This window comes from Caballeronia sp. SL1002, from assembly GCF_057814995.1.
In genome coordinates, this window is record NZ_JBYMUW010000002.1 from 2,586,743 (window position 1) to 2,606,005 (window position 19,263).

18 protein-coding genes are annotated in these 19,263 nt (G+C 64.1%); 5 read left to right on the top strand and 13 right to left on the bottom strand.

Translation table 11 applies throughout. From position 1 onward, the window contains the following. The first annotated feature begins 2 nt into the window (after window positions 1-2). The 3 genes from AC3D25_RS14425 to AC3D25_RS14435 all read left to right on the top strand — a co-directional run bounded on the left by AC3D25_RS14425 (window position 3) and on the right by AC3D25_RS14435 (window position 2,397). The gene (locus AC3D25_RS14425) at window positions 3-758 is read left to right on the top strand and encodes an SPOR domain-containing protein (RefSeq protein WP_488889045.1); all 756 of its coding nucleotides are present in this window, start codon (window positions 3-5) and stop codon (window positions 756-758) included. A 195-nt stretch (window positions 759-953) separates the two neighbouring features. Next, complete coding sequence (locus AC3D25_RS14430; protein ID WP_488889046.1) at window positions 954-1,601, top strand: thiol:disulfide interchange protein DsbA/DsbL; 648 nt, start codon at window positions 954-956, stop codon at window positions 1,599-1,601. Between the two features lie 22 nt (window positions 1,602-1,623). Further along, complete coding sequence (locus AC3D25_RS14435; protein WP_488889047.1) at window positions 1,624-2,397, top strand: SDR family oxidoreductase; 774 nt, start codon at window positions 1,624-1,626, stop codon at window positions 2,395-2,397. Between the two features lie 74 nt (window positions 2,398-2,471). On the opposite strand, the gene AC3D25_RS14440 is transcribed toward AC3D25_RS14435, so the two are convergent. From AC3D25_RS14440 to motA, 13 genes are all read right to left on the bottom strand, one after another. Next, on the bottom strand, window positions 2,472-3,725 hold the full coding sequence (locus AC3D25_RS14440; protein ID WP_488889048.1) for a DUF3443 domain-containing protein: 1,254 nt from the start codon (window positions 3,723-3,725) through the stop codon (window positions 2,472-2,474). Window positions 3,726-3,742: 17 nt separating this feature from the next. Then, the gene (locus tag AC3D25_RS14445; protein ID WP_488889703.1) at window positions 3,743-4,255 is read right to left on the bottom strand and encodes a DUF2844 domain-containing protein; all 513 of its coding nucleotides are present in this window, start codon (window positions 4,253-4,255) and stop codon (window positions 3,743-3,745) included. A gap of 297 nt (window positions 4,256-4,552) precedes the next feature. After that, entirely contained in the window at window positions 4,553-5,254 is a 702-nt protein-coding gene (gene cheZ, locus AC3D25_RS14450; protein ID WP_488889049.1) for a protein phosphatase CheZ, read from the bottom strand. Window positions 5,255-5,256: 2 nt separating this feature from the next. Continuing rightward, window positions 5,257-5,652 carry a chemotaxis response regulator CheY gene (cheY, locus tag AC3D25_RS14455; protein WP_488889050.1) on the bottom strand — a complete coding sequence of 132 codons (396 nt, stop codon included), beginning with the start codon at window positions 5,650-5,652 and terminating at the stop codon, window positions 5,257-5,259. A gap of 74 nt (window positions 5,653-5,726) precedes the next feature. Then, window positions 5,727-6,854 carry a protein-glutamate methylesterase/protein-glutamine glutaminase gene (locus tag AC3D25_RS14460; protein ID WP_488889051.1) on the bottom strand — a complete coding sequence of 376 codons (1,128 nt, stop codon included), beginning with the start codon at window positions 6,852-6,854 and terminating at the stop codon, window positions 5,727-5,729. Further along, a complete protein-coding gene (cheD, locus tag AC3D25_RS14465) occupies window positions 6,851-7,654 on the bottom strand; it encodes a chemoreceptor glutamine deamidase CheD (protein ID WP_488889052.1) in 804 nt (267 codons plus the stop codon). Before cheD ends, AC3D25_RS14460 begins: the two co-directional genes overlap by 4 nt. Further along, window positions 7,651-8,586, bottom strand: coding sequence for a CheR family methyltransferase (locus AC3D25_RS14470; protein ID WP_488889053.1), 936 nt, complete (start codon window positions 8,584-8,586; stop codon window positions 7,651-7,653). The genes cheD and AC3D25_RS14470 overlap by 4 nt, the downstream gene beginning before the upstream one ends. Window positions 8,587-8,742: 156 nt before the next feature. Then, window positions 8,743-10,593, bottom strand: coding sequence for a methyl-accepting chemotaxis protein (locus AC3D25_RS14475; protein WP_488889054.1), 1,851 nt, complete (start codon window positions 10,591-10,593; stop codon window positions 8,743-8,745). A 30-nt stretch (window positions 10,594-10,623) separates the two neighbouring features. Next, window positions 10,624-11,139: a chemotaxis protein CheW gene (gene cheW, locus AC3D25_RS14480; protein ID WP_488889055.1), complete on the bottom strand. Its 516-nt coding sequence runs from the start codon at window positions 11,137-11,139 to the stop codon at window positions 10,624-10,626. Window positions 11,140-11,164: 25 nt separating this feature from the next. Then, window positions 11,165-13,423 (bottom strand): chemotaxis protein CheA, encoded by a 2,259-nt coding sequence (gene cheA / locus AC3D25_RS14485; RefSeq protein ID WP_488889056.1) that lies wholly within the window; start codon window positions 13,421-13,423, stop codon window positions 11,165-11,167. A 97-nt stretch (window positions 13,424-13,520) separates the two neighbouring features. Beyond that, window positions 13,521-13,901: a response regulator gene (locus tag AC3D25_RS14490; RefSeq protein ID WP_488889057.1), complete on the bottom strand. Its 381-nt coding sequence runs from the start codon at window positions 13,899-13,901 to the stop codon at window positions 13,521-13,523. A 102-nt stretch (window positions 13,902-14,003) separates the two neighbouring features. Beyond that, window positions 14,004-15,152, bottom strand: a complete 1,149-nt coding sequence (gene motB / locus AC3D25_RS14495) for a flagellar motor protein MotB (protein WP_488889058.1) — start codon at window positions 15,150-15,152, stop codon at window positions 14,004-14,006. 39 nt (window positions 15,153-15,191) lie between these two features. Continuing rightward, window positions 15,192-16,052, bottom strand: coding sequence for a flagellar motor stator protein MotA (gene motA / locus AC3D25_RS14500; protein WP_488889059.1), 861 nt, complete (start codon window positions 16,050-16,052; stop codon window positions 15,192-15,194). A 338-nt stretch (window positions 16,053-16,390) separates the two neighbouring features. Between motA and AC3D25_RS14505 the strand changes: the two genes are divergently transcribed. Continuing rightward, window positions 16,391-17,680: an MFS transporter gene (locus AC3D25_RS14505; protein ID WP_488889060.1), complete on the top strand. Its 1,290-nt coding sequence runs from the start codon at window positions 16,391-16,393 to the stop codon at window positions 17,678-17,680. A 28-nt stretch (window positions 17,681-17,708) separates the two neighbouring features. Further along, window positions 17,709-19,106 (top strand): NarK family nitrate/nitrite MFS transporter, encoded by a 1,398-nt coding sequence (locus AC3D25_RS14510; RefSeq protein WP_488889061.1) that lies wholly within the window; start codon window positions 17,709-17,711, stop codon window positions 19,104-19,106. Window positions 19,107-19,263 lie beyond the last annotated feature (157 nt).

Sequence of the window (19,263 nt, forward strand, 5' to 3'; positions counted from 1 at the left end):
CGATGGCAAAACCCCGTCGCACGTCGAAGCAGTCGAAGCAAACCGGTGGCACCTTCCTCGGTATCGTGCTGGGCTTGATAGTCGGCCTCGCCATCGCGGTGATCGTGGCGCTGTACATCACGCGCGCGCCCACGCCGTTCGTCGCGAAGGTTGCGCCAAGCGCGCCGGATGTCGGCTCCGCGCCCGCCAGCACGCAGCCCTACGACCCGAACCGTCCGCTCCAAGGCAAGGCGCCGGGCCAGGCCGTGCCGCAAGCCGCGCAGCCCGCGCCGCCGAACACCGCGCCCGGTCAGACGAACAACCAGACGCAGTCGTCCGGCATCCTCGACGAACCGCAGATTGTCGAAGTGCCGGGGACGGCCGTCGCGCCGAAGTCCGCCGCGCCGTCGCAAGCGAATAGCGCGGCCGCCGCGAAGAAGCCGACTGACACCACCGCGACGGCGTCCACGCCGAAGGCGACCAGCGGCTCGCCTGCCACGAGCAGCGCCAAGGCCACGCCGCCCGCGCCGGGCGACGCCAACACGGGCTATTTCCTGCAAGTGGGCGCGTACAAGACGCAAGGCGACGCCGAGCAGCAGCGCGCGCGCCTCGGCTTCCAAGGCTTCGAGTCGAAGGTGACGCAGCGCGATGCAGGCGGCGTCACGTACTACCGCGTGCGGATCGGTCCGTTCACGAAGTTCGAGGACATGAACAACGTGCGTCAACGTCTTTCCGATGCCGGCGTCGATACCGCCGTGATCCGTTTCTCGAAGCAATAATGCCTATGCGCCGACCCGCGCCGCGGGTCCGGCTGCTAGCTTGACCTTAGGCAGAAGTGTGACTTAAGTGTGGCTTAAGTGTGTTGGCCCAACTTATCGCCGATCTAATTGCCTAACGTGCAGCTCACGTGCAGCTCGACGTATCGCTCACCTTCCGGCTCATCCAGATTTCTCTTTCGACTCTTTTCGGTCACTATGAAAAAACTGCTTAGCACGCTTCTCGTCTCTCTGGGTTTCGCCTTCGGCGCGATGAACGTGGCGCACGCGACGCCGGCCGCACCGGTCTCAGGCACCGATTACAACGTGCTGCCGACAGCGCAGCCCGTCGATGCCCCCGCCGGCAAGATCGAAGTGACCGAGTTCTTCTGGTACGGCTGCCCGCATTGCAACGAATTCGACCCGTACCTGGAAGCGTGGATCAAGAAGCAAGGTCCGGACGTGGTGTTCAAGCGCGTGCCGGTTGCGTTCCGCGACGAGTTCATTCCGCACTCGAAGCTCTACCACGCACTCGACGCGCTCGGTCTCGCGCAGAAACTCACGCCCGCCGTGTTCAACGAGATCCACGTGAAGAAGAACTATCTGATGACGCCGGAAGCGCAGGCTACGTTCCTCGCCACGCAAGGCGTCGACAAGAAGAAGTTCATGGACGCGTACAACTCGTTCTCGACCCAGAGCGCGATCCAGCGCGACACCAAGCTCGCGACCGCTTACGACCTGAAGGGCGTGCCGACGCTCGCCGTGCAGGGCAAGTACGAAACCAGCCCGTCGCAGACCAACGACCTGGCGGGCACGATTCAGGTGCTCGACTTCCTGATCGCCCAGGTTCGCGCGAAGAAGATGTGATCCTGTGAGCGCACGCGCCGGAATGAACGCAGCACCGCAGAAAGTCTTCATTACCGGCGCGTCGAGTGGCCTCGGCCTCGCGCTCGCCGAGGAATACATCCGCCGCGGGGCCGTGCTCGGCCTCGTCGCCCGGCGCGGCGACGCGCTCGCGGCATTCGCTGCCCGCTTTCCCTCCGCCTCTATCTCGATCTATCCCGCCGATGTCCGCGACGCCGACGCGCTCGCGCGCGCGGCGTCCCGGTTCGTCGAAGCGCACGGTCCGGCGGATATCGTGATCGCCAATGCGGGCGTGAGCCGCGGCGTGCTGACCGGCCACGGCGATCTGGAAACATTCCGCGACGTCATGGCGGTCAACTATTACGGCATGGCCGCGACCTTCGAGCCGTTCGTCCGCGCGATGACCGCCGCGCGATGCGGCACGCTCGTCGGCATTGCGAGCGTCGCGGGCGTGCGCGGATTGCCGGGATCGGCGGCGTATAGCGCGTCGAAATCCGCCGCGCTGAAGTATCTCGAAGCGCTGCGCGTGGAAATGCGCCCGTTCGGCGTCTCGGTCGTGACCATCGCGCCCGGCTACGTCCGCACCGCGATGACCGAACACAATCCCTACCCGATGCCGTTCATCATGGACGCCGACAAGTTCGCCGCGAAATCCGCCGATGCCATCGCGCGCCGCGTGCGTTTCGCGACGTTTCCGTGGCAGATGCGCGTCGCCGGGGCGGTCCTGCACGTCATGCCGCGCTGGCTATACGACCGGCTGTTCGAGAAAGCGCCACGCAAACCGCGCGGCGCGGAATAAAACCACGGAATAAAAAAACCCGGCTCGTTTTGCGAGCCGGGTTTTTCTTTTGGCTAAGCAAACGCCTGAGACGACTAGAACGCGACGTAAGGCGTGCTGCCGGTCAGGTCGTAGCCGAAATAGATGTGCCGGCCATAGAAGAACGGCAGACCGAAATCGACGTTGCCCGCGAAGTTGATATTGCCCGCCAGATTGTTGAACGCGTAGTTGCCGCTGCGCGTGAGCGTCTGCGCGTTCGCGACGTTGAACGTGACATTGCCCGACGTCGCGCCATCTGTACCGCGGATCGTGGCCGTGCGTTGCTGCGTCGAACTCGGGCAGAAGAAGCTCGAACCGCTCGGGCATTGCGTCAGCGAACTATCCTCGAAAAAGATGCCGTTCGATCCCGTGTCGAAGAACGCGGTTTGCGTCGAACCGAGGAAAGTTGCATCGACATTTGCGTTCGCATCGCTCGAATACTTCGTCGCGCCGGTCAGCGCGTTGTTGCTCTGCGTGCCGATGCCGAACACGAGCGTGCCTGTCGCCGACGCCGCGCCGCCGTCGCCGACAGGCGGCATCTGGACGATCACGCCATTGTTGTCGGCCGCGAAACGCGTGACCGGATTGACGACCTGTTTCGCCGTCGACAAGCCGGTCGGGCTGCAGCTCGTCCCGGCCGTACACGAGTAATACAGGCTGTCGGCCGGCAGGAGACAGCCCGTGCCGCAGTCGAACTGCGCCGTTCCTACGCCCAGAATGCCGTTTGCGCCGAGGTCCTGCGGCGTGCTCTGAAGGCTGCCGCCCGCGCAGTCGTCACTCGCGACGTTCAGCACGTTCGACGCCGTCAGGTCGCCGATGATCTGGATCGGCACGCTGCTCGCCTGCTCGCCGCCCATCTTGATATCGGCGGTGCGCACGGTGCCAAGCGTATTGCCGATGGCGAACTGCGTGCATTCGGCGAGCGGATTGCCGTCGGAGGCCGTGGCGTTCGGCAAGCTGCCGAGCACCTGACTCGCGGCCGAACTGGCAAGCCTCAAGCCGACCGACGCAGTATCGAGCTGAATGTTGTCGATAGTCTGGCAATTGCTCGTGCCCGGCTGGCAGACGGTGACGGAAACGTTCGGAATGTTGCGCACTTGCGCCACGCCCGCATTCACGGTGATCGGCACGGTATTGGCCGCGGTCGCGGCGATCGGCTGCATGTTCGGACCGTTCGACGACGAATTGCCGCTGCCGCCGTTAGAGTCGTCGCCGCTGCACGCAGCAAGCGCGACGGATACCAGCGCGAGGGCGCACAGGGTCGGCAGACGGCGGATGCCGGAAAAAAGGCTGAAAGCGTTCGGACGCATGTTTGTTCTCCCGTCCGTCATTGAATGTCGGTGCTATTGACGCCGGCCGGCAGCGCTTGCGGCAAATACGCCTGCCCCGCGAACGATCCCATGTGGCCGCCCGAATGCACGACCAGACCGGACGTGACGATATTGGCCGGACCCGTTGCGCCGCCTTGCGCGCGCGCGGTCTTCAATTCGTCTACATATTGGGGGAAGTAGCTGCCGAGCAGGTTCGGCAGGTTGGGAATGCGCGGACCTTTCCACGCGACGCCGAACACGACACCCGCGGTCGTCACGTATTCGTTGACCACGGTGCCGTTCGACAGCGTCGTGCTGCGTACCGTGTACGCGACCGATGAGGTCGTCGCCGCCGCGCCGGAGGCGCTCGACGTGGCAACGTTTGCGACCGCATCCGAGCGATTGAGGCTCGCGCCGGACGGCGTGGTCATGGGCGCGCCGCCCAACGCGGCGTAGGCGGGCGCCGCGCCAAATGCCGCCAGCAGGCAGCCAAGCAGGGCCAGCTTCTGGCCGCCGCGAAATGTATTCATGGGCATCACATCGCCTCCTTCGTTATCGTTGATTCGTCGGTCGAAAAATTCGGGGACCGATGCATCCGGCCGGATTTCTTCCGGTTTGCCCCATTTCGGGGCGTCCGGCGGGCACGCGGGAGACCCTTAGTATGCCAGCCGACGGTGACGGTTCCGAAAACCGTGAGGATTCGAAAGAACAATAAGTAAAGCGAAGCGTGAGAGGAATCGAAAAATTGTGTGTGAAAGTAAAAACGGGGCGCACTGTCGTGCGCCCCGTCTGGATACCTGTTTCGGTCAGCGGAAATGTGCTAACGCTCAGAACCCGAGGCTGGCCAGCAGATCGTCCACTTGCGACTGATCCTGAACCACGTCCGTGCGGCCTTCCGGGTTGATCTGCGGGCCGTTGAGGAGTGCTTCCGGGCTGCCGCTCGTCGAAACCAGGAGCGCCGCCGACGCCGCGAACTGCTCGCGCCGCTCGGGTGCGATGTTCTCCAGCAGCACGCCGAGCAACTGCTGCTCGATCAGCGCCACGACGTCGGTGATCTTCTTGATCACCTGGCCGGTCAGATCCTGGAAATCCTGCGCGAGCATGATTTCGAGCAATTGCGCGTTGGTCGCCTGCGTCTTGGCCGGCACTTGCTGGAGAAAGCCGCGCGTTTCAGCCAGCAAGGTCGCGACTTCCGCGCGTTCGAGCGGCGCGCCGTACCACTGTTCCCAGCGCGCATCAAGCGATTGCGCCTCGGCCTGCATGGCCTCCTGCATCGGCTTCGCGAGTTCGATGGCGTTGAGCGCGCGGTCGGCGGCCTGTTCCGTCATGGTCGCGACGTACTTCAGGCGGTCGCGCGCATCCGGCACCATTTCGGCGGCGGCCTCGACCTGTTTGTCCAGGCCGAGTTCGCGCATCGAGTCGCGCAGGGTTCGCGTCAGTTGACCGATCCTCGCCAGAATGCGGTCGCTCGACGCATCCGTCTCGCTGTCCGCCAGGGCGACATCGCTTTGTTTGGTGGAATCGTTCAAGTTCAGCTCCCGGTTTTTGCCATCTTTTCGAGAATCTTGCTGAGTTTCTCGTCCAGCGTGGCGGCCGTGAACGGCTTCACGACATAACCGTTCGCGCCGGCCTGCGCCGCCGCGATGATGTTTTCCTTCTTCGATTCAGCCGTCACCATCAGCACCGGCAGGTGCGACAGGGTGGCGTCGGCGCGGATCTGCTGGAGCATCGCGAGACCGTCGAGGTTCGGCATGTTCCAGTCAGAAATCACGAAATCGAAACCGCCGCCGCGCAGGCGCGCGAGACCGGCTGCGCCGTCTTCCGCTTCGTCGACGTTGCCGTAGCCCAGCTCTTTCAGCAGGTTACGCACGATACGGCGCATCGTCGGAAAGTCATCGACGACGAGGATCTTCATGTTCTTGTCCATCTTCACTCACTCCAGTGTGTTCTCAGTGCGGCGCATCACGCCGCGTGTTCAATTCAAAATCGTCACGACGCGGGTCAGACGCGCTGCGCACGTTCGCCCATCGAGGCCAGCCGCGCCATCACGCGGCGGCTCATTTCCGACAACGGCGCGATCTCGCTCGCGCCGCCTGCTGCAATCGCTTCGCGCGGCATGCCGAACACCACGCAACTCGCTTCGTCCTGCGCAAAAGTGTAGGCACCCGCCTGCTGCATTTCCAGCAATCCGGCGGCGCCGTCGCGGCCCATGCCGGTCAGGATCACGCCGAGCGCATTCTTGCCCGCGTGCTGCGCGGCCGAGCGGAACAGCACGTCCACGGAAGGACGGTGCCGGTTGACCGGCGGCGCGTCCGACAGATGCGCGACGTAGTTCGCCCCGCTCCGTGCGAGCACGAGGTGAGCGTGGCCGGGCGCGATGTACGCGTGACCCGGCAAGACGCGCTCGCCGTGCTCCGCTTCCTTCACCGCGATCCGGCACAAACCGTTCAACCGTTGCGCGAACGACTTCGTGAAACCCGGCGGCATATGCTGCGCGATCATTACGGCGGGCGCGTCCGGCGGCAGCGGCACGAGCACTTCGCGGATCGCTTCCGTGCCACCCGTCGATGCCCCGACGATAATCAGCTTCTCCGTACTGACGAGCGGATTATTGAACATCGGCGCAGGCTTCGCGGCAGCATTCGCCGTGCCGTGCGCGCCCGGCGCACCGTTTGCGGCATGCGCCGCGTGAGGCATCTGCCGCACGCGGGCGCGCGACGCCGCGCGAATCTTGTCGGCAAGCTTTTCGGCGTAGTCCAGCATGCCGTCGCGAATGCCCACTTTCGGCTTCGTCACGAAATCGACTGCGCCGAGTTCCAGCGCGCGCAGCGTGATTTCGTTGCCGCGCTCGGTCAGGGACGACACCATCACCACCGGCATCGGCCGCAGACGCATCAGCTTTTCGAGAAAATCGAGGCCATCCATGCGCGGCATTTCGACATCCAGCGTCAACACGTCCGGATTGTGCTGCTTGATCAAGTCGCGGGCGACGAGCGGGTCCGGCGCGGTGGCGCAGACATGCATGTCGGGCTGCGAATTGATGATTTCCGTCATCAGGCTACGCACGAGCGCCGAATCGTCGACGCACAGCACCTTGATCTTCGGCCCTGCTTGCTGGGGCGTTGTCATACTTCCTCCGCGGCTCTGGCGCGCGATCCGCCCAGGCCGGTTGTGCGCAGGCTTGTTTTTGCGCCGAACAGTTCGACGCGCGCCTTCGACGCCGTGGTCGCCGAGGCGGCCGCCGACGTGACGGCGGTTCTTGCCGGCGTCGTGAACAGCTCGACGCGCGAACGGCTTACCGTGCCCGTCTGATTAAACAACTCCACGCGAGCGCGCGCCTTCGCGAGCCGCTCGGCGCGCTGTTCCGGCGTCGGGCGCACCAGCGCGGTTTCACGCTCGACGACGCTCGGATCCTGCTGCGTCTTCAGCTTCTTCACCATCACCTGGCCGTTGCGCGGCATGAACGCGACCTTGCGCGGATGCATGCCCTGCAAGTCCTCGGCCACGATGCGAATCTTTTCCAGCGCCAGATAACGGCGCACGAATTCGGAATTGCGGTCGCCGATGTTGATCGTCGTCATGCCGGCGAGCACCGCGCCGCCGCCGAAGACCTTCGCTTCGAAACGTTCGCGTTTGCCGCCGCGCTTGATCAGTTCGTTGATCAGCACTTCCATCGCATACGCGCCGTAGCGCATCGAGTCGGACGACGCGTGCGATGCGTCCGAGCCGTCGTCCGGCAGCATGAAGTGATTCATGCCACCGATACCCGCCGTGCGGTCGTTGATGCACGCCGCCACGCACGAACCGAGCACGGTGACGAGCACCATGTCTTCGCTCGTCATGTAGAACTCGTTTGGCAGCAGCTTCACGCCCGGCTTCTGGAAATGCGTGTCGAAATACAGGTTCGATGCAATCGGCAGTCCGCTCATGCGAGTTCTCCTGCCAGCACGCGAGCGCCTGCCTTCGCGGACGCTTTGTTCGCGGCGATATCGCGGGTCAGCTCGTACACCGTCTGGCCGCGCAATTTGAACGATTGCGTGACGTAGGTGAAGTTCTCCGAGTGACCGGCGAACAGCAGACCGCCCGACTTCATCAGCGGCTCGAAGCGCGTGAGCACTTGCGCCTGCGTCGGCTTGTCGAAGTAGATCATCACGTTGCGGCAGAAGATCGCGTCGAACTGCGTGCGCAGGTTGTAGTTCGCGTCGGTCAGGTTCAGCTTTTCGAATTTCACGAGCGAACGCACTTCCGGGCGCACCTTGACCATGCCCGCGTGCCCGCCGGTTCCTTTCAGGAAGAAGCGCTTCAGGCGCTCCGGGCTCAGCTGCTTGACCTGATCGAGCGAGTACACGCCCGCGTCTGCCTTCGCCAGCACCTGGCTGTCGATATCGGTCGAGAGCACGGCGCACTGGCGCGCGCCGTGCTCGCCGAGCGCTTCGATCAGCGTCATCGCGATCGAGTACGGCTCTTCGCCCGTCGATGCCGCCGAGCACCACACCGAAACCGGCGCCTGACGATGCTTGACGAAATCGGCGAGGATCGGAAAGTGATGCGATTCGCGGAAAAACGCCGTCAGGTTGGTGGTCAGCGCATTCACGAAGGCTTCCCATTCGGCGCTTTCCTGCTGCGTTTCCAGACGGTCGAGATACTGCTTGAACGTGTCGATACCGCAGGCCCGCAGGCGTCGCGCGAGACGGCTGTATGCCATGTCGCGCTTGTGGTCCGACAGCGAAATGCCCGCGCGACGATGAATCAGTTCACGAATGCGGGCGAAATCCGCCGAGGTAAATTCGAAATCGCGTTCGACATCCGAGGTCCGGGGACGCTCGTTCGTATCGATGCGGGTTTGACGCGTTGCCATCATGATGCCTCTTGCCTGCCTGGCGCTGCATCGCGAACGCGCATCGCGATGACAATTTCAAACGACCCTGCGGCCCGATGCGCGCTGCGTCTGCGCGCTCCGATGAATCGCCCGTTACGAGGCGAGATGCCGAAAACCTGCATGGTCGTTCACACTGCTTTAGAAAGTTTCCCAGTCGCCGTCGCCGGCGGTGGTGGTCTGCGCCTGGCTGGCAGCGCGGGGCTTTGCTGCCGCCGCGCCCGCTACCGGGCTCTTGAACTTATTAACGGCGCGATTGGCCGCGACGTTAGCCCCCGGCGAAACTTTTGTGGCCGGCGCGGCGATTTCATCCTGCACGACGGCAACCGGTGCGCTCGCGAGCGGCGCAGGTTCGCGGCGTGCCGGCGCCACGACGCGCGCGGTCGTGCCGAGACGCTTCGCCGCGACCGTGGCGCTCGCCGGACGCGCCTGCGCGCCGCCTTCGATATGCCACTTGCCCACGACGTCCTTCATCTGGCGCGTCTGGTCTTCGAGCGAGGCAGCGGCCGCCGCCGCCTGCTCGACGAGCGCGGCGTTCTGCTGCGTGACGCTGTCCATCTGCGTGACGGCGCGATTCACCTGCTCGATGCCGTCGGATTGCTCCTCCGACGCCGCGCTGATCTCGCCCATGATGTCGGTCACGCGGCGCACCGCCTGCACGATCTCGTCCATCGTTTCGCCCGCCTGCACGACGAGCACGTTGCCGCTTTGCACCTTGTCGGCGGAGTCGCCGATCAGGGCCTTGATTTCCTTCGCCGCCGCCGCGCTGCGCTGCGCGAGACTTCGCACCTCGCCCGCGACCACCGCGAAACCGCGCCCTTCCTCACCCGCGCGCGCCGCTTCCACGGCTGCGTTCAGCGCAAGAATGTTGGTCTGGAACGCAATGCCCTCGATCACGCCGATGATGTCCACGACCTTGCCGGAACTCGACGCGATCGCGTTCATGGTGTCCACGACCTGCTCGACCACCTTGCCGCCGCGCGACGCGATATCCGACGCGTTCACGGCCAACTGGCTCGCCTGACGGGCGTTTTCCGCGTTCTGCTTGACCGTGCCGGTCAGCTCTTCCATGCTCGACGCCGTTTCCTGCAGCGACGCCGCCTGTTCTTCCGTGCGCTGCGAGAGATCGGTATTGCCGCTCGCGATTTCCCGCGCGCCGACATCGATCGATTCCGCATTGCGATGCACCGAGCTCACCATCGCGGTGAGGTTCGTGCGCATCAGTTCGATGCCGCTGAAAAGACGGCCGATCTCGTTGGTGCGGTCGGTGTAAGCCGACTTCGACAGATCGCCGCGCGCGATGCGCTCGAAGTGATCGACCGCTTCGTTGAGCGGCTGCACGATCAACCCGCGCAACGCGAAGCGCGTGACCACCAGCGCCGCGACTGCCAGCACGAGCACGCTGCCGATCACCGTTTCGAGGAACGAGATCTGCGCGGCGGTATCGGCGCGCAACGTTTCCGCGTGCGTCTGCTGGGACGCGACCGCCGCCGAGGCCGCCGTGTCGAAGGAGACGAACATCGGGCTGATCCTGGTGTCGGCAATCGCGTGATACGCCGTCATGTCGCCCGCGCGGATGGCCGCGAACTCCGGCTCTACGCCGTTATGCAGGAGCGCGTCGTGCTGCGCCGTGACTTCGTCGAGCGTGGATTGTGCGAGCGCGGGCTTCGGCGTCGCGAGATACAGCTTCCAGTTTTCGTTCGACTTGTCGAGCAGGAACTGGCCGCGATCGAGTGCCTTCTTCGCGTCGTCGGCGTTGCCCGCTTCCGTCAGCGAACGCACGCGGTCGAGCGTCACGCGCGAGCGCAGCAAATACGACGACGCCTCGCCGAGCGCGCGGATCGACACCATGTCGTTCTGCGCGAGCGTCGAAATCGACGTGCTCGCCGAGTTGAGTCCGATAAGCGCAAGCGCGCCGACCACGGCTGAAAAGCCCGCGAACAAAACACCCAGCAGCGTGAGTGTTGTACGAATCGACCACTTCTTCGTCATGCCAGTTTCCTTACGCTCATCAATTTCAAATCACACTGCCACGGAGTCGATCAACTCCATTTCCTTGCTCGTCATCAGCTTTTCGATATCCATCAGGATCAGCATGCGGCCATCGACCGTGCCGAGACCCGTCAGGTATTCGGTCGTGAGCGTCGCGCCGAATTCCGGCGCGGGCATCACTTGTTCCTGCGTGAGCGTGAGCACGTCCGAGACGCCGTCCACCACCATGCCGACCACGCGATGCGCGACGTTCAGGATGATGACGACCGTCTGGTTGTCGTACTCGACGCGGCCCAGGTTGAACTTGATGCGCATGTCCACGATCGGCACGATGATGCCGCGCAGATTGATCACGCCCTTGATGAACGTCGGTGCGTTCGCAATGCGCGTCACGTTGTCGTAGCCGCGAATTTCCTGAACCTTCAGGATGTCGATGCCGTATTCCTCGGCGCCGAGCGTGAAGACCAGGAATTCCTGTCCCGCCGCTTCGGCGTGTGCGTCGCGACGTTGCGTTGCTGCTGAGTTGATGGATTGAATGTCTGCCACGGGAGCCCCCAAAATCGGTCGGGTGTTACGAAAGGGTGTGCGAGCCGTGCTGTGCACGGTTTTCGCGGTTCAATGCTGCGACGTCGACGATCAGCGCGACACGGCCGTCGCCCAGGATGGTCGCGGCGGAAATGCCGTGTACCTTGCGGTAGTTCGTTTCCAGGTTCTTCACGACCACTTGCTGCTGGCCGACCAGTTCGTCGATCAGCATGGCGAAGCGGCGGCCCTCGGTCTGCATGATCGTGACGATGCCCTGCGTCGGCTCGGTGCGTGCGCCTTCCACCGAGAACACGTTGTGGAGCGCCACGAGCGGCAGATATTCACCGCGCACGCGCACCACGCGCTCGCCGTTCGCGACCGTGTAGATGTCGTCGGCGACCGGCTGCAGCGACTCCATCACGAAGTTCAGCGGCAGGATGAAAATCTCGTCGCCCACTTTCACCGACATGCCGTCGAGAATCGCCAGCGTGAGCGGCAGCACGATCTTGGTGGTCGTGCCGCGCCCTTCGCGCGACGAAATTTCGACATGGCCGCCCATCGCCTGGATGTTCCGCTTCACCACGTCCATGCCGACGCCGCGCCCGGAGATATCCGTGACCTGTTCGGCAGTCGAGAAGCCGGCCATGAAGATCAGTTGCCAGACTTCTTCGTCGGGCATCGAATCGTTGATCTGCATGCCCTGCTTCTTCGCCTTCGCGAGAATCTTGTCGCGGCGCAGGCCCGCACCGTCGTCGCTCACTTCGATCACGATGTTGCCGCCGTGATGCGCCGCCGACAGCACCAGCTGACCCGTCGAAGGCTTGCCCGCCGCGCGGCGCGCTTCCACGGTTTCGATACCGTGGTCGAGCGAGTTGCGCACGAGGTGCGTGAGCGGATCGATGATGCGTTCGATCAGGCTCTTGTCCAGTTCGGTCGCCTGACCGAACGTGACGAGTTCCACTTCCTTGCCGAGCTTGCCCGCGATATCGCGAACGAGACGCGGGAAGCGGCTGAACACGTAATCCATCGGCATCATGCGGATGGACATGACCGCTTCCTGCAGATCGCGCGCATTGCGTTCGAGCTGGCCCATGCCGTTGAACAGGCGGTCGTGCAGCGCCGGATCGAACGTGCTGGTGGTCTCCGCGAGCATCGCCTGCGTAATCACCAGTTCGCCGACCAGGTTGATCAATTGATCGACCTTTTCCACGCCCACGCGAATCGAGCTGCCTTCCGCCGATGCCGCCGCGGCCGGACGCTTCTTGTCGCCTTCGCCGGCGGCAGGCGCCGCCTTGGGCGCGGCGGCCACGGCTTGCGCCGGGGCCGGTGCTTCCGCGACCGGTTCTGCCGGTACGACTGCTGCTGCCACGACCGGTGCCGCCACTGCCGGCGGAAGTTCGGCCGGAGCCGCTTCCACCGAACCGGCTGCGTCGGCCGCGTTGCCGCGACCGACCGTGATCTGCGCTTCATCGATCACGAAGCAGCACACGGCAATGATGTCGTCGGACGAAACATCGGAATCGAGCCACAACACGAGGTCGTTACCCGATTTCGCTTCACCGACGATACTGCCCAGGTTGCCCAACTCTTCAGTCAAGGTTTCCTGGTCCTTCGCGCCCACCCCCCGTAGCGTAATTTTCAGGTGGGGTCCTGCTTCCGCGCCTGCCGCGCCGGTGTGTCCCGGCGTCGTGCTGGCTGCGGACCCTGCATGCGTTGAATCCGTAATTTCGAATGCGCCGTCCCAGTTGCCGTCGTCGACGATGGCCTGCTCGGCTTGCGTGAGCACGTGCAGCGGCGGCGCGTTCGGGCCGTCCGGCACGTAGTCGGGGACGACTGCCGCGACCGGCGCGGCCGGTGTTGCTGCCGGTGCCGCTGCGGGAGCTGAAGTTGCAGCAACCGCCGCCGGCGCTCCGCCGTCTTCGCTCTTCAGACGTTCGAGCTTCGCGCAGATCGCGGCGGCCGCCGCCGCGTCCGGCTCGGCGCTCGCGCGATACGCGGCGAGCTGGTCCGAGAGCACGTCCTTGGTTGCAAGAAACGTGTCGATCATGTCGCGGCGCAGAACGAGTTCGTTGTTGCGGGCGCGGTCGAGCAGCGACTCCAGGATGTGGGTCGTCTCGGTCAGCGCGGTAAAGCCGAACGTGGCCGCGCCGCCCTTGATCGAGTGCGCCGCGCGGAAGATCGCCGCGAGATCCTCGGGATCCGGGTTGGCGATATCGAGAACGAGCAGCAACTGCTCCATCTGCGCGAGCAGCTCGTCGGCCTCGTCGAAGAAGGTTTGATAGAACTGGGTAATATCGAGTGTCATGCTTTTCTCACCGCCAAAAGGCTGGGTCAGTCGTCGCCGCTATTCGCGTTTTAAGTAGGTCCGGCTTCCTTGCGGCCCTGGCCGCCAGGACGCCGTTCTAGTCCTGTTCCGCCGCTTCCGAGATCGCCGCCACGACTTCCGTGAGCAGGTCCGGGTCCAGCGGTTTTTCGATCCAGCCCGTCGCGCCGGCCGCCCGCGCCGCATCCTTGAAGGGCTCGCCGGACTCCGTCGTGAGGACGAGGATCGGAGTGGCCTTGTAGGCGTGGTTCGCGCGCAGCTCCGCGATCAGGTCGAGGCCGCTTTTACCCGGCATGTGGTGATCGGTCAGCACGAGATCGAACGGCTCGGCGAGCGCCGACTCCAGTCCTTCCACGCCGTCGGCGGCCACGGTGACGCTGTAGCCGGACGCCGTGAGCGTCGCCGCGAGGATTTGCCGCATGGCGGCGGAGTCGTCGATTGCCAGAATGTTCTTGATCATGGAATTCTCTGCTGGTGATGGCCGGTCGGTCGCTGTCTTCTCGGGCAGCGTCGCGCCGGTCACTAAGCTGTCTTAACGTCGCCGCAGCGCAGGACTTGAGGGTTAATGCGTCGAAGTTGCTTGCGAAATAGGCAAAATCGACGAAATTTGCACGGGCGTCGGGGCGCGATGCGCCGGGTCGAGCGCGGCAGGCACCGTCGCGGCGGCCGGACGGATTGCTCCAGACGTTGCGGAATGAGCCGGAATGCCCGGAATCAGCCGGTCGAACAGCGGTTTATTGCCGGATTTAGGCAGTTTGGTATCGATACCCGCGCCGGCTGCGTTGTCCGACACCGTGGTCGCGCTCGAATCGTCGCGCGTCATGGCTTCCTCGGACTTCCGGTTCAGCACGATGATGCTGATCCGCCGGTTTTCCGGGTCCATTGCATCTTTCTTGTTCAGGTTCTGCGTCGATGCAAGGCCGAGCACGCGCAACACCTTCGCCTCGTCCATGCCGCCCGAAATGAGTTCGCGCCGCGACGCGTTCGCGCGATCCGCCGACAATTCCCAGTTGCTGTAGCCCTTTTCGCCGCCCGCGTAGCGCACGGCGTCCGTGTGGCCCTGCACGACAATCCGGTTCGGCACGTCGTTGAGCGTCTTGCCGATCTCGCGCAGGATGTCGCGCATGTACGGCTGCACGTTGTCGCTGGAGAGCGCGAACATCGGCCGCTTCTGCGTATCGACAATTTCGATGCGCAGCCCGGTCAGCGTGGAGTCGATACGGATCTGCTGCTTGAACTGGCGCAGCATCGGATTGGCTTCGATGGCGGCCATCAGCTTCACCTGAAGGTCGTGCAGCCGCGCCTGTTCGCGCCGCTCCAGTTCGCCGGTGGCGTCTTTCAGCGCCTGTTCGTCGGGCTTGGCCGACGTGCGCTTGCCGAGCTTGGAATCGAGCGTTGACGCGGGGTCGTTAAGACGCACCGTGCCGTGCTCGGGGTTCGAGATGTCGTTGCCGCCGCCATTCAGGATGCTCGAATCCATGCCGCTGCCTTCGCCGCCGAGAATCGCGGCCTTGAGCGGCATGTTGAAATATTCCGCGATCCCGCGCCGTTGCACTTGCGACACCGAACTGAGCAGCCACATCAGCAGGAAGAACGCCATCATCGCGGTCATGAAGTCGGCGTAGGCGAGCTTCCACGCGCCGCCGTGATGCGCCTTCCTGGACGAAATAATGCGCTTGATGTAAATCGGGCGGGATTTGTCGTTGCTCATCTCGATGCCTGTGAGGTCACGCGCGGCCTTGCGGCGCGCTTATTTGGCCTTGACCCGGCGCACGTGTTCTTCCAGTTCGGTGAACGACGGGCGCTCGGTCGAGAACAGCACCTTGCGGCCGAACTCCACCGCGATGGCGGGCGCGTAACCGTTCAGGCTCGCGAGAATGGTGACCTTGATGCACTGGAACATCTTGGTGGATTCGGCGAGCCGCTGTTCCGCGACGCTCGCGAGCGGACCGATCAGGCCGTAGGACATCAAAATGCCGAGGAACGTGCCGACCAGCGCCTGCGCGATCATCTCGCCGAGAATGGCGGGCGGCTGATCGGCGGACGCCATCGTGTGGACCACGCCCATCACGGCCGCGACGATACCGAACGCCGGCATTGCGTCGCCGACCTTGTGGAGCGCCTGCGCAGGGGCTTCGCCTTCGCTGTGATGCGTCTCGATTTCCTCGTCCATCAGGCTTTCGATCTCGAACGCGTTCATGTTGCCGCCGACCATCAGCCGCAGGTAATCGGTCGTGAACTCGACGATATGCTTGTCCGCGAGAATCATCGGGTACTGCGTGAAGATCGGGCTTTTTTCGGGATCGTCGATATCCGCTTCGAGCGTGAGCGTGCCTTCCTTGCGCGCCTTCGCGAGCAGGACGTAGAGCAGGCCCATCAGCTCCATGTAGACCGCCTTGTCGTACTTGGACCCTTTGAAGAGGGTGGGGATCACGCGCAACGTCGCCTTGATCGTCTTCATCCCGTTGCCGAGGATGAACGCGCCGACTCCGGCGCCCGCGATCATCAGGATTTCCACCGGTTGCACGAGCGCCCCCAGATGACCGCCTTCCAGCGCATAACCGCCGAAAACGGACAGCAAAGTCACTAGTGTTCCCACGAAAATCAGCACTTTTGAATCCTCAAGGTTTGTTGCGGTAACACCGCCGTTTATTGGTTTACGGCAGGTCGTTCGAAAACTTTGAGGAAAAAATTGCCGGGCAAACGGTTGGCTTACGGCTGAGCGGCGTGTGCTGCAGAGGCGTCGAGGCTTCGTGGGACGGGCTTCCGAAGGTGTTTTTGGACTCGCTGCGCGGACGGCCCTTGGCGGCGCTACTTCTTTCGGACTAGCTCGTCGGAACGAGCGACACAAGGTCGCGTCGTCCGCCTGGGCGATATTCAACCGGTTGCGCGCGCGCCAAGCTGGAGGCCAATCTCACTCCACCGGCCCGGCTGACGGGCAATGCCGCCATGACCGCCCCGCGCAAGTCGTCCCTCCAGATTCCAGGCCAGCCTGCGCTCGATCCACGCGCCTGGCGCGTTCTCGGATCGAGCACATTCGCCTTCACCATGTGCTTTGCCATCTGGATGATGTTCGCGATTCTCGGCATCCCGCTCAAACAGCAGCTCGGCCTCTCCGACACCCAGTTCGGCATGATCGCGGCCGCGCCGGTGCTCTCGGGCGCGCTCGCCCGGGTGCCGCTCGGCATCTGCACCGACCGCTTCGGCGGCCGCATCGTTTTTCTCCTCACGATGCTGTCCACCGCCGTCCCGCTCTGGCTCATCGCCTATGCGAGCGCGTTCTGGCAGTTCATCGCGCTCGGGCTGCTGGTCGGTCTCGCGGGGGCCTGCTTTTCGATCGGCACGCCGTATGTGGCGCGCTGGTTCCCCAAATCGCGCCAAGGATTCGCGATGGGGATTTTCGGCGCGGGCAACTCCGGCGCGGCGCTGACCAAGTTCGTGGCGCCCATGCTCATCATCGCGGCCGGAACGTGGACGATCGTGCCGAAGGTCTACGCCGTTGCCATGCTCCTGACCGCGCTGGTGTTCTGGCTGACCTCCGCGAGCGACCCGCGGCATCGCGTCCCGAAAGCGGCGCAAAGCACGAACAACGCGCGCGTGCTGGCCGACCGGCGCGCGTGGCGCTACTCGCAGTATTACTCGGTGGTGTTCGGCGGCTACGTCGGACTGGCGCTGTGGATGCCGCACTACTACGTGACCCATTACGGCTTTCATATCGAGCAGGCCGCGCTGCTCGCCGCATGTTTTTCGCTGCCCGGCGGCGTGCTGCGCGCCTTCGGCGGCTGGTTATCGGACCGTTACGGCGCTTACCGCACGACCTGGGCGGTCATGTGGATCGTGTTCGCGTGCTTCTTCGTGCTGAGCTATCCGGAAACGCGCCTGGTGGTCGAATCGGCTAACGGGCCGCTCGATTTCGGCATCGCGCTGTCGCCAGCGGTCTTCACCGTGCTGATGTTCGTCGTCGGCATTGCGATGGCGATCGGCAAGGCCTCGGTCTTCAAGTTCATCTCCGACGATTACACCGACAACATCGGCGCGGTCTCAGGCGTCGTGGGCCTCGCGGGCGGCCTCGCCGGCTTCGCGCTGCCCATCCTGTTCGGCGCGCTCGTCGACCTCACCGGCGTGCATAGCACCTGTTTCATGCTGCTGTTCGGCGCGACCGCCATCAGTCTCGTCTGGATGCATTTCTCCTTCCGCCCGGCCGGTTCCGGCCCAACGCCCGGCCGCCGCGCCGTTTGATCGCCCGCTTTTCAAAAAGAAAAAATCCATGTCCAACTCGATCCTCACTCACTGGCAGCCGGAAGATCCGGCTTTCTGGAAGTCCACCGGCGCATCGGTTGCCAGCCGCAATCTCTGGATCTCGATCCCAGCGCTGATGCTCGCGTTCGCCGTGTGGTCGCTGTGGAGCGTCGTCGTCGTGAATCTCGACAAAGGCGGCTTCCACTTCAGCAAGAATCAGTTGTTCTGGCTGACGGCCCTGCCCGCGCTGTCCGGCGCGACGCTGCGCATCTTTTATTCGTTTCTCGTACCGATTTTCGGCGGCCGGCGCTTCACGGCGCTCTCCACGGCGACGCTGCTGATTCCCGCGCTCGGCATTGGCTTCGCACTCCGCGATCCGTCCACCGGCTATCCGACCCTGCTCATGCTCGCCCTGCTCTGCGGCTTTGGCGGCGCGAACTTCAGTTCGTCGATGGCGAATATCAGCTTCTTCTTCCCCAAGGCCAAAAAAGGCCTAGCGACCGGACTGAACGCGGGTATCGGCAATCTCGGCGTGTCGCTCGTGCAGTTCGTCGCGCCGCTCGTGGTGACGACAGCCGTGTTCGGCGCGCTCGCTGGCGAGGGCACGACCTTCGTCAAGGACGGCGTCGAGCACGGCATCTGGTTGCAGAACGCGGGCTTCATCTGGGTGCCGTTCATCGTGATCGCGACGCTCGCCGCGTGGTTCGGCATGAACGACATCGCCGATGCAAAAGCCTCGTTTGCCGAGCAAGCGGTCATTTTCCGCCGCAAGCACAACTGGCTGATGTGCTGGCTGTATGTCGGCACGTTCGGCTCGTTCATTGGCTTTTCGGCCGGCTTCGCGCTGCTCACGAAGTCGCAGTTTCCCGCCGTCAACCCAACCGCCTACGCGTTCCTCGGCCCGCTGGCGGGCGCGCTGCTGCGCCCGGTCGGCGGCTGGATCTCCGACAAACTGGGTGGCGCGCGCGTGACGCTGTGGACCTTCGTCGCGATGATCGCCGCCGTGTTCGCCGTCATCCATTTCCTGCCGGGCACCGGCGTGGGCACCGGCGCGGGCGGCAGCTTCGATGGCTTCCTCGCGATGTTCATCGTGCTCTTCGCCCTGACCGGCATCGGCAACGGCGCGACGTTCCGCATGATCCCGGTGATTTTCCTGACCGATCACCAGCGCAAGGTCGCGGGTCTTGACGGCGCGGCCCAACTGCGCGCGCAACAGGAAGCGGGCAAGGAGTCCGCCGCCGTCCTCGGTTTCGCAGGCGCGCTCGGCGCCTATGGCGGCTTCTTCATCCCGAAAACATTCGGCTCGGCAATCGACCTGACCGGATCGGCGGTCCCGGCGCTGTACGTGTTCGTCGCGTTCTACGTGAGTTGCGTCGCCATTACGTGGTTTTTCTATGCCCGCCGCAACGCCGGCATGCCCTGCTGATACCGACGGATTACGTCCAAAGGCGTAACCCGCCTCCACCCAATGATGAATAGGCGCGCGCGCCACGCGCGCCTATTCTCGACCGGTTAGTTTTCGCTCTCCACATGGCCGCTTCGCGCCGTGGGACGAACTGCGAGAACCCCGCACGGAGATTTAA

What these genes read in the sequence shown, in the direction of transcription:
- AC3D25_RS14425 (WP_488889045.1), top strand. Translation starts at nt 3, where the DNA reads ATGGCAAAACCCCGTCGCACGTCGAAGCAGTCGAAGCAAACCGGTGGC.
- AC3D25_RS14430 (WP_488889046.1), top strand. Translation starts at nt 954, where the DNA reads ATGAAAAAACTGCTTAGCACGCTTCTCGTCTCTCTGGGTTTCGCCTTC.
- AC3D25_RS14435 (WP_488889047.1), top strand. Translation starts at nt 1,624, where the DNA reads ATGAACGCAGCACCGCAGAAAGTCTTCATTACCGGCGCGTCGAGTGGC.
- AC3D25_RS14440 (WP_488889048.1), bottom strand. Translation starts at nt 3,725, where the DNA reads ATGCGTCCGAACGCTTTCAGCCTTTTTTCCGGCATCCGCCGTCTGCCG.
- AC3D25_RS14445 (WP_488889703.1), bottom strand. Translation starts at nt 4,255, where the DNA reads ATGAATACATTTCGCGGCGGCCAGAAGCTGGCCCTGCTTGGCTGCCTG.
- cheY (WP_488889050.1), bottom strand. Translation starts at nt 5,652, where the DNA reads ATGGACAAGAACATGAAGATCCTCGTCGTCGATGACTTTCCGACGATG.
- AC3D25_RS14460 (WP_488889051.1), bottom strand. Translation starts at nt 6,854, where the DNA reads ATGACAACGCCCCAGCAAGCAGGGCCGAAGATCAAGGTGCTGTGCGTC.
- cheD (WP_488889052.1), bottom strand. Translation starts at nt 7,654, where the DNA reads ATGAGCGGACTGCCGATTGCATCGAACCTGTATTTCGACACGCATTTC.
- AC3D25_RS14470 (WP_488889053.1), bottom strand. Translation starts at nt 8,586, where the DNA reads ATGATGGCAACGCGTCAAACCCGCATCGATACGAACGAGCGTCCCCGG.
- AC3D25_RS14475 (WP_488889054.1), bottom strand. Translation starts at nt 10,593, where the DNA reads ATGACGAAGAAGTGGTCGATTCGTACAACACTCACGCTGCTGGGTGTT.
- cheA (WP_488889056.1), bottom strand. Translation starts at nt 13,423, where the DNA reads ATGACACTCGATATTACCCAGTTCTATCAAACCTTCTTCGACGAGGCC.
- AC3D25_RS14490 (WP_488889057.1), bottom strand. Translation starts at nt 13,901, where the DNA reads ATGATCAAGAACATTCTGGCAATCGACGACTCCGCCGCCATGCGGCAA.
- motB (WP_488889058.1), bottom strand. Translation starts at nt 15,152, where the DNA reads ATGAGCAACGACAAATCCCGCCCGATTTACATCAAGCGCATTATTTCG.
- AC3D25_RS14505 (WP_488889060.1), top strand. Translation starts at nt 16,391, where the DNA reads ATGACCGCCCCGCGCAAGTCGTCCCTCCAGATTCCAGGCCAGCCTGCG.
- AC3D25_RS14510 (WP_488889061.1), top strand. Translation starts at nt 17,709, where the DNA reads ATGTCCAACTCGATCCTCACTCACTGGCAGCCGGAAGATCCGGCTTTC.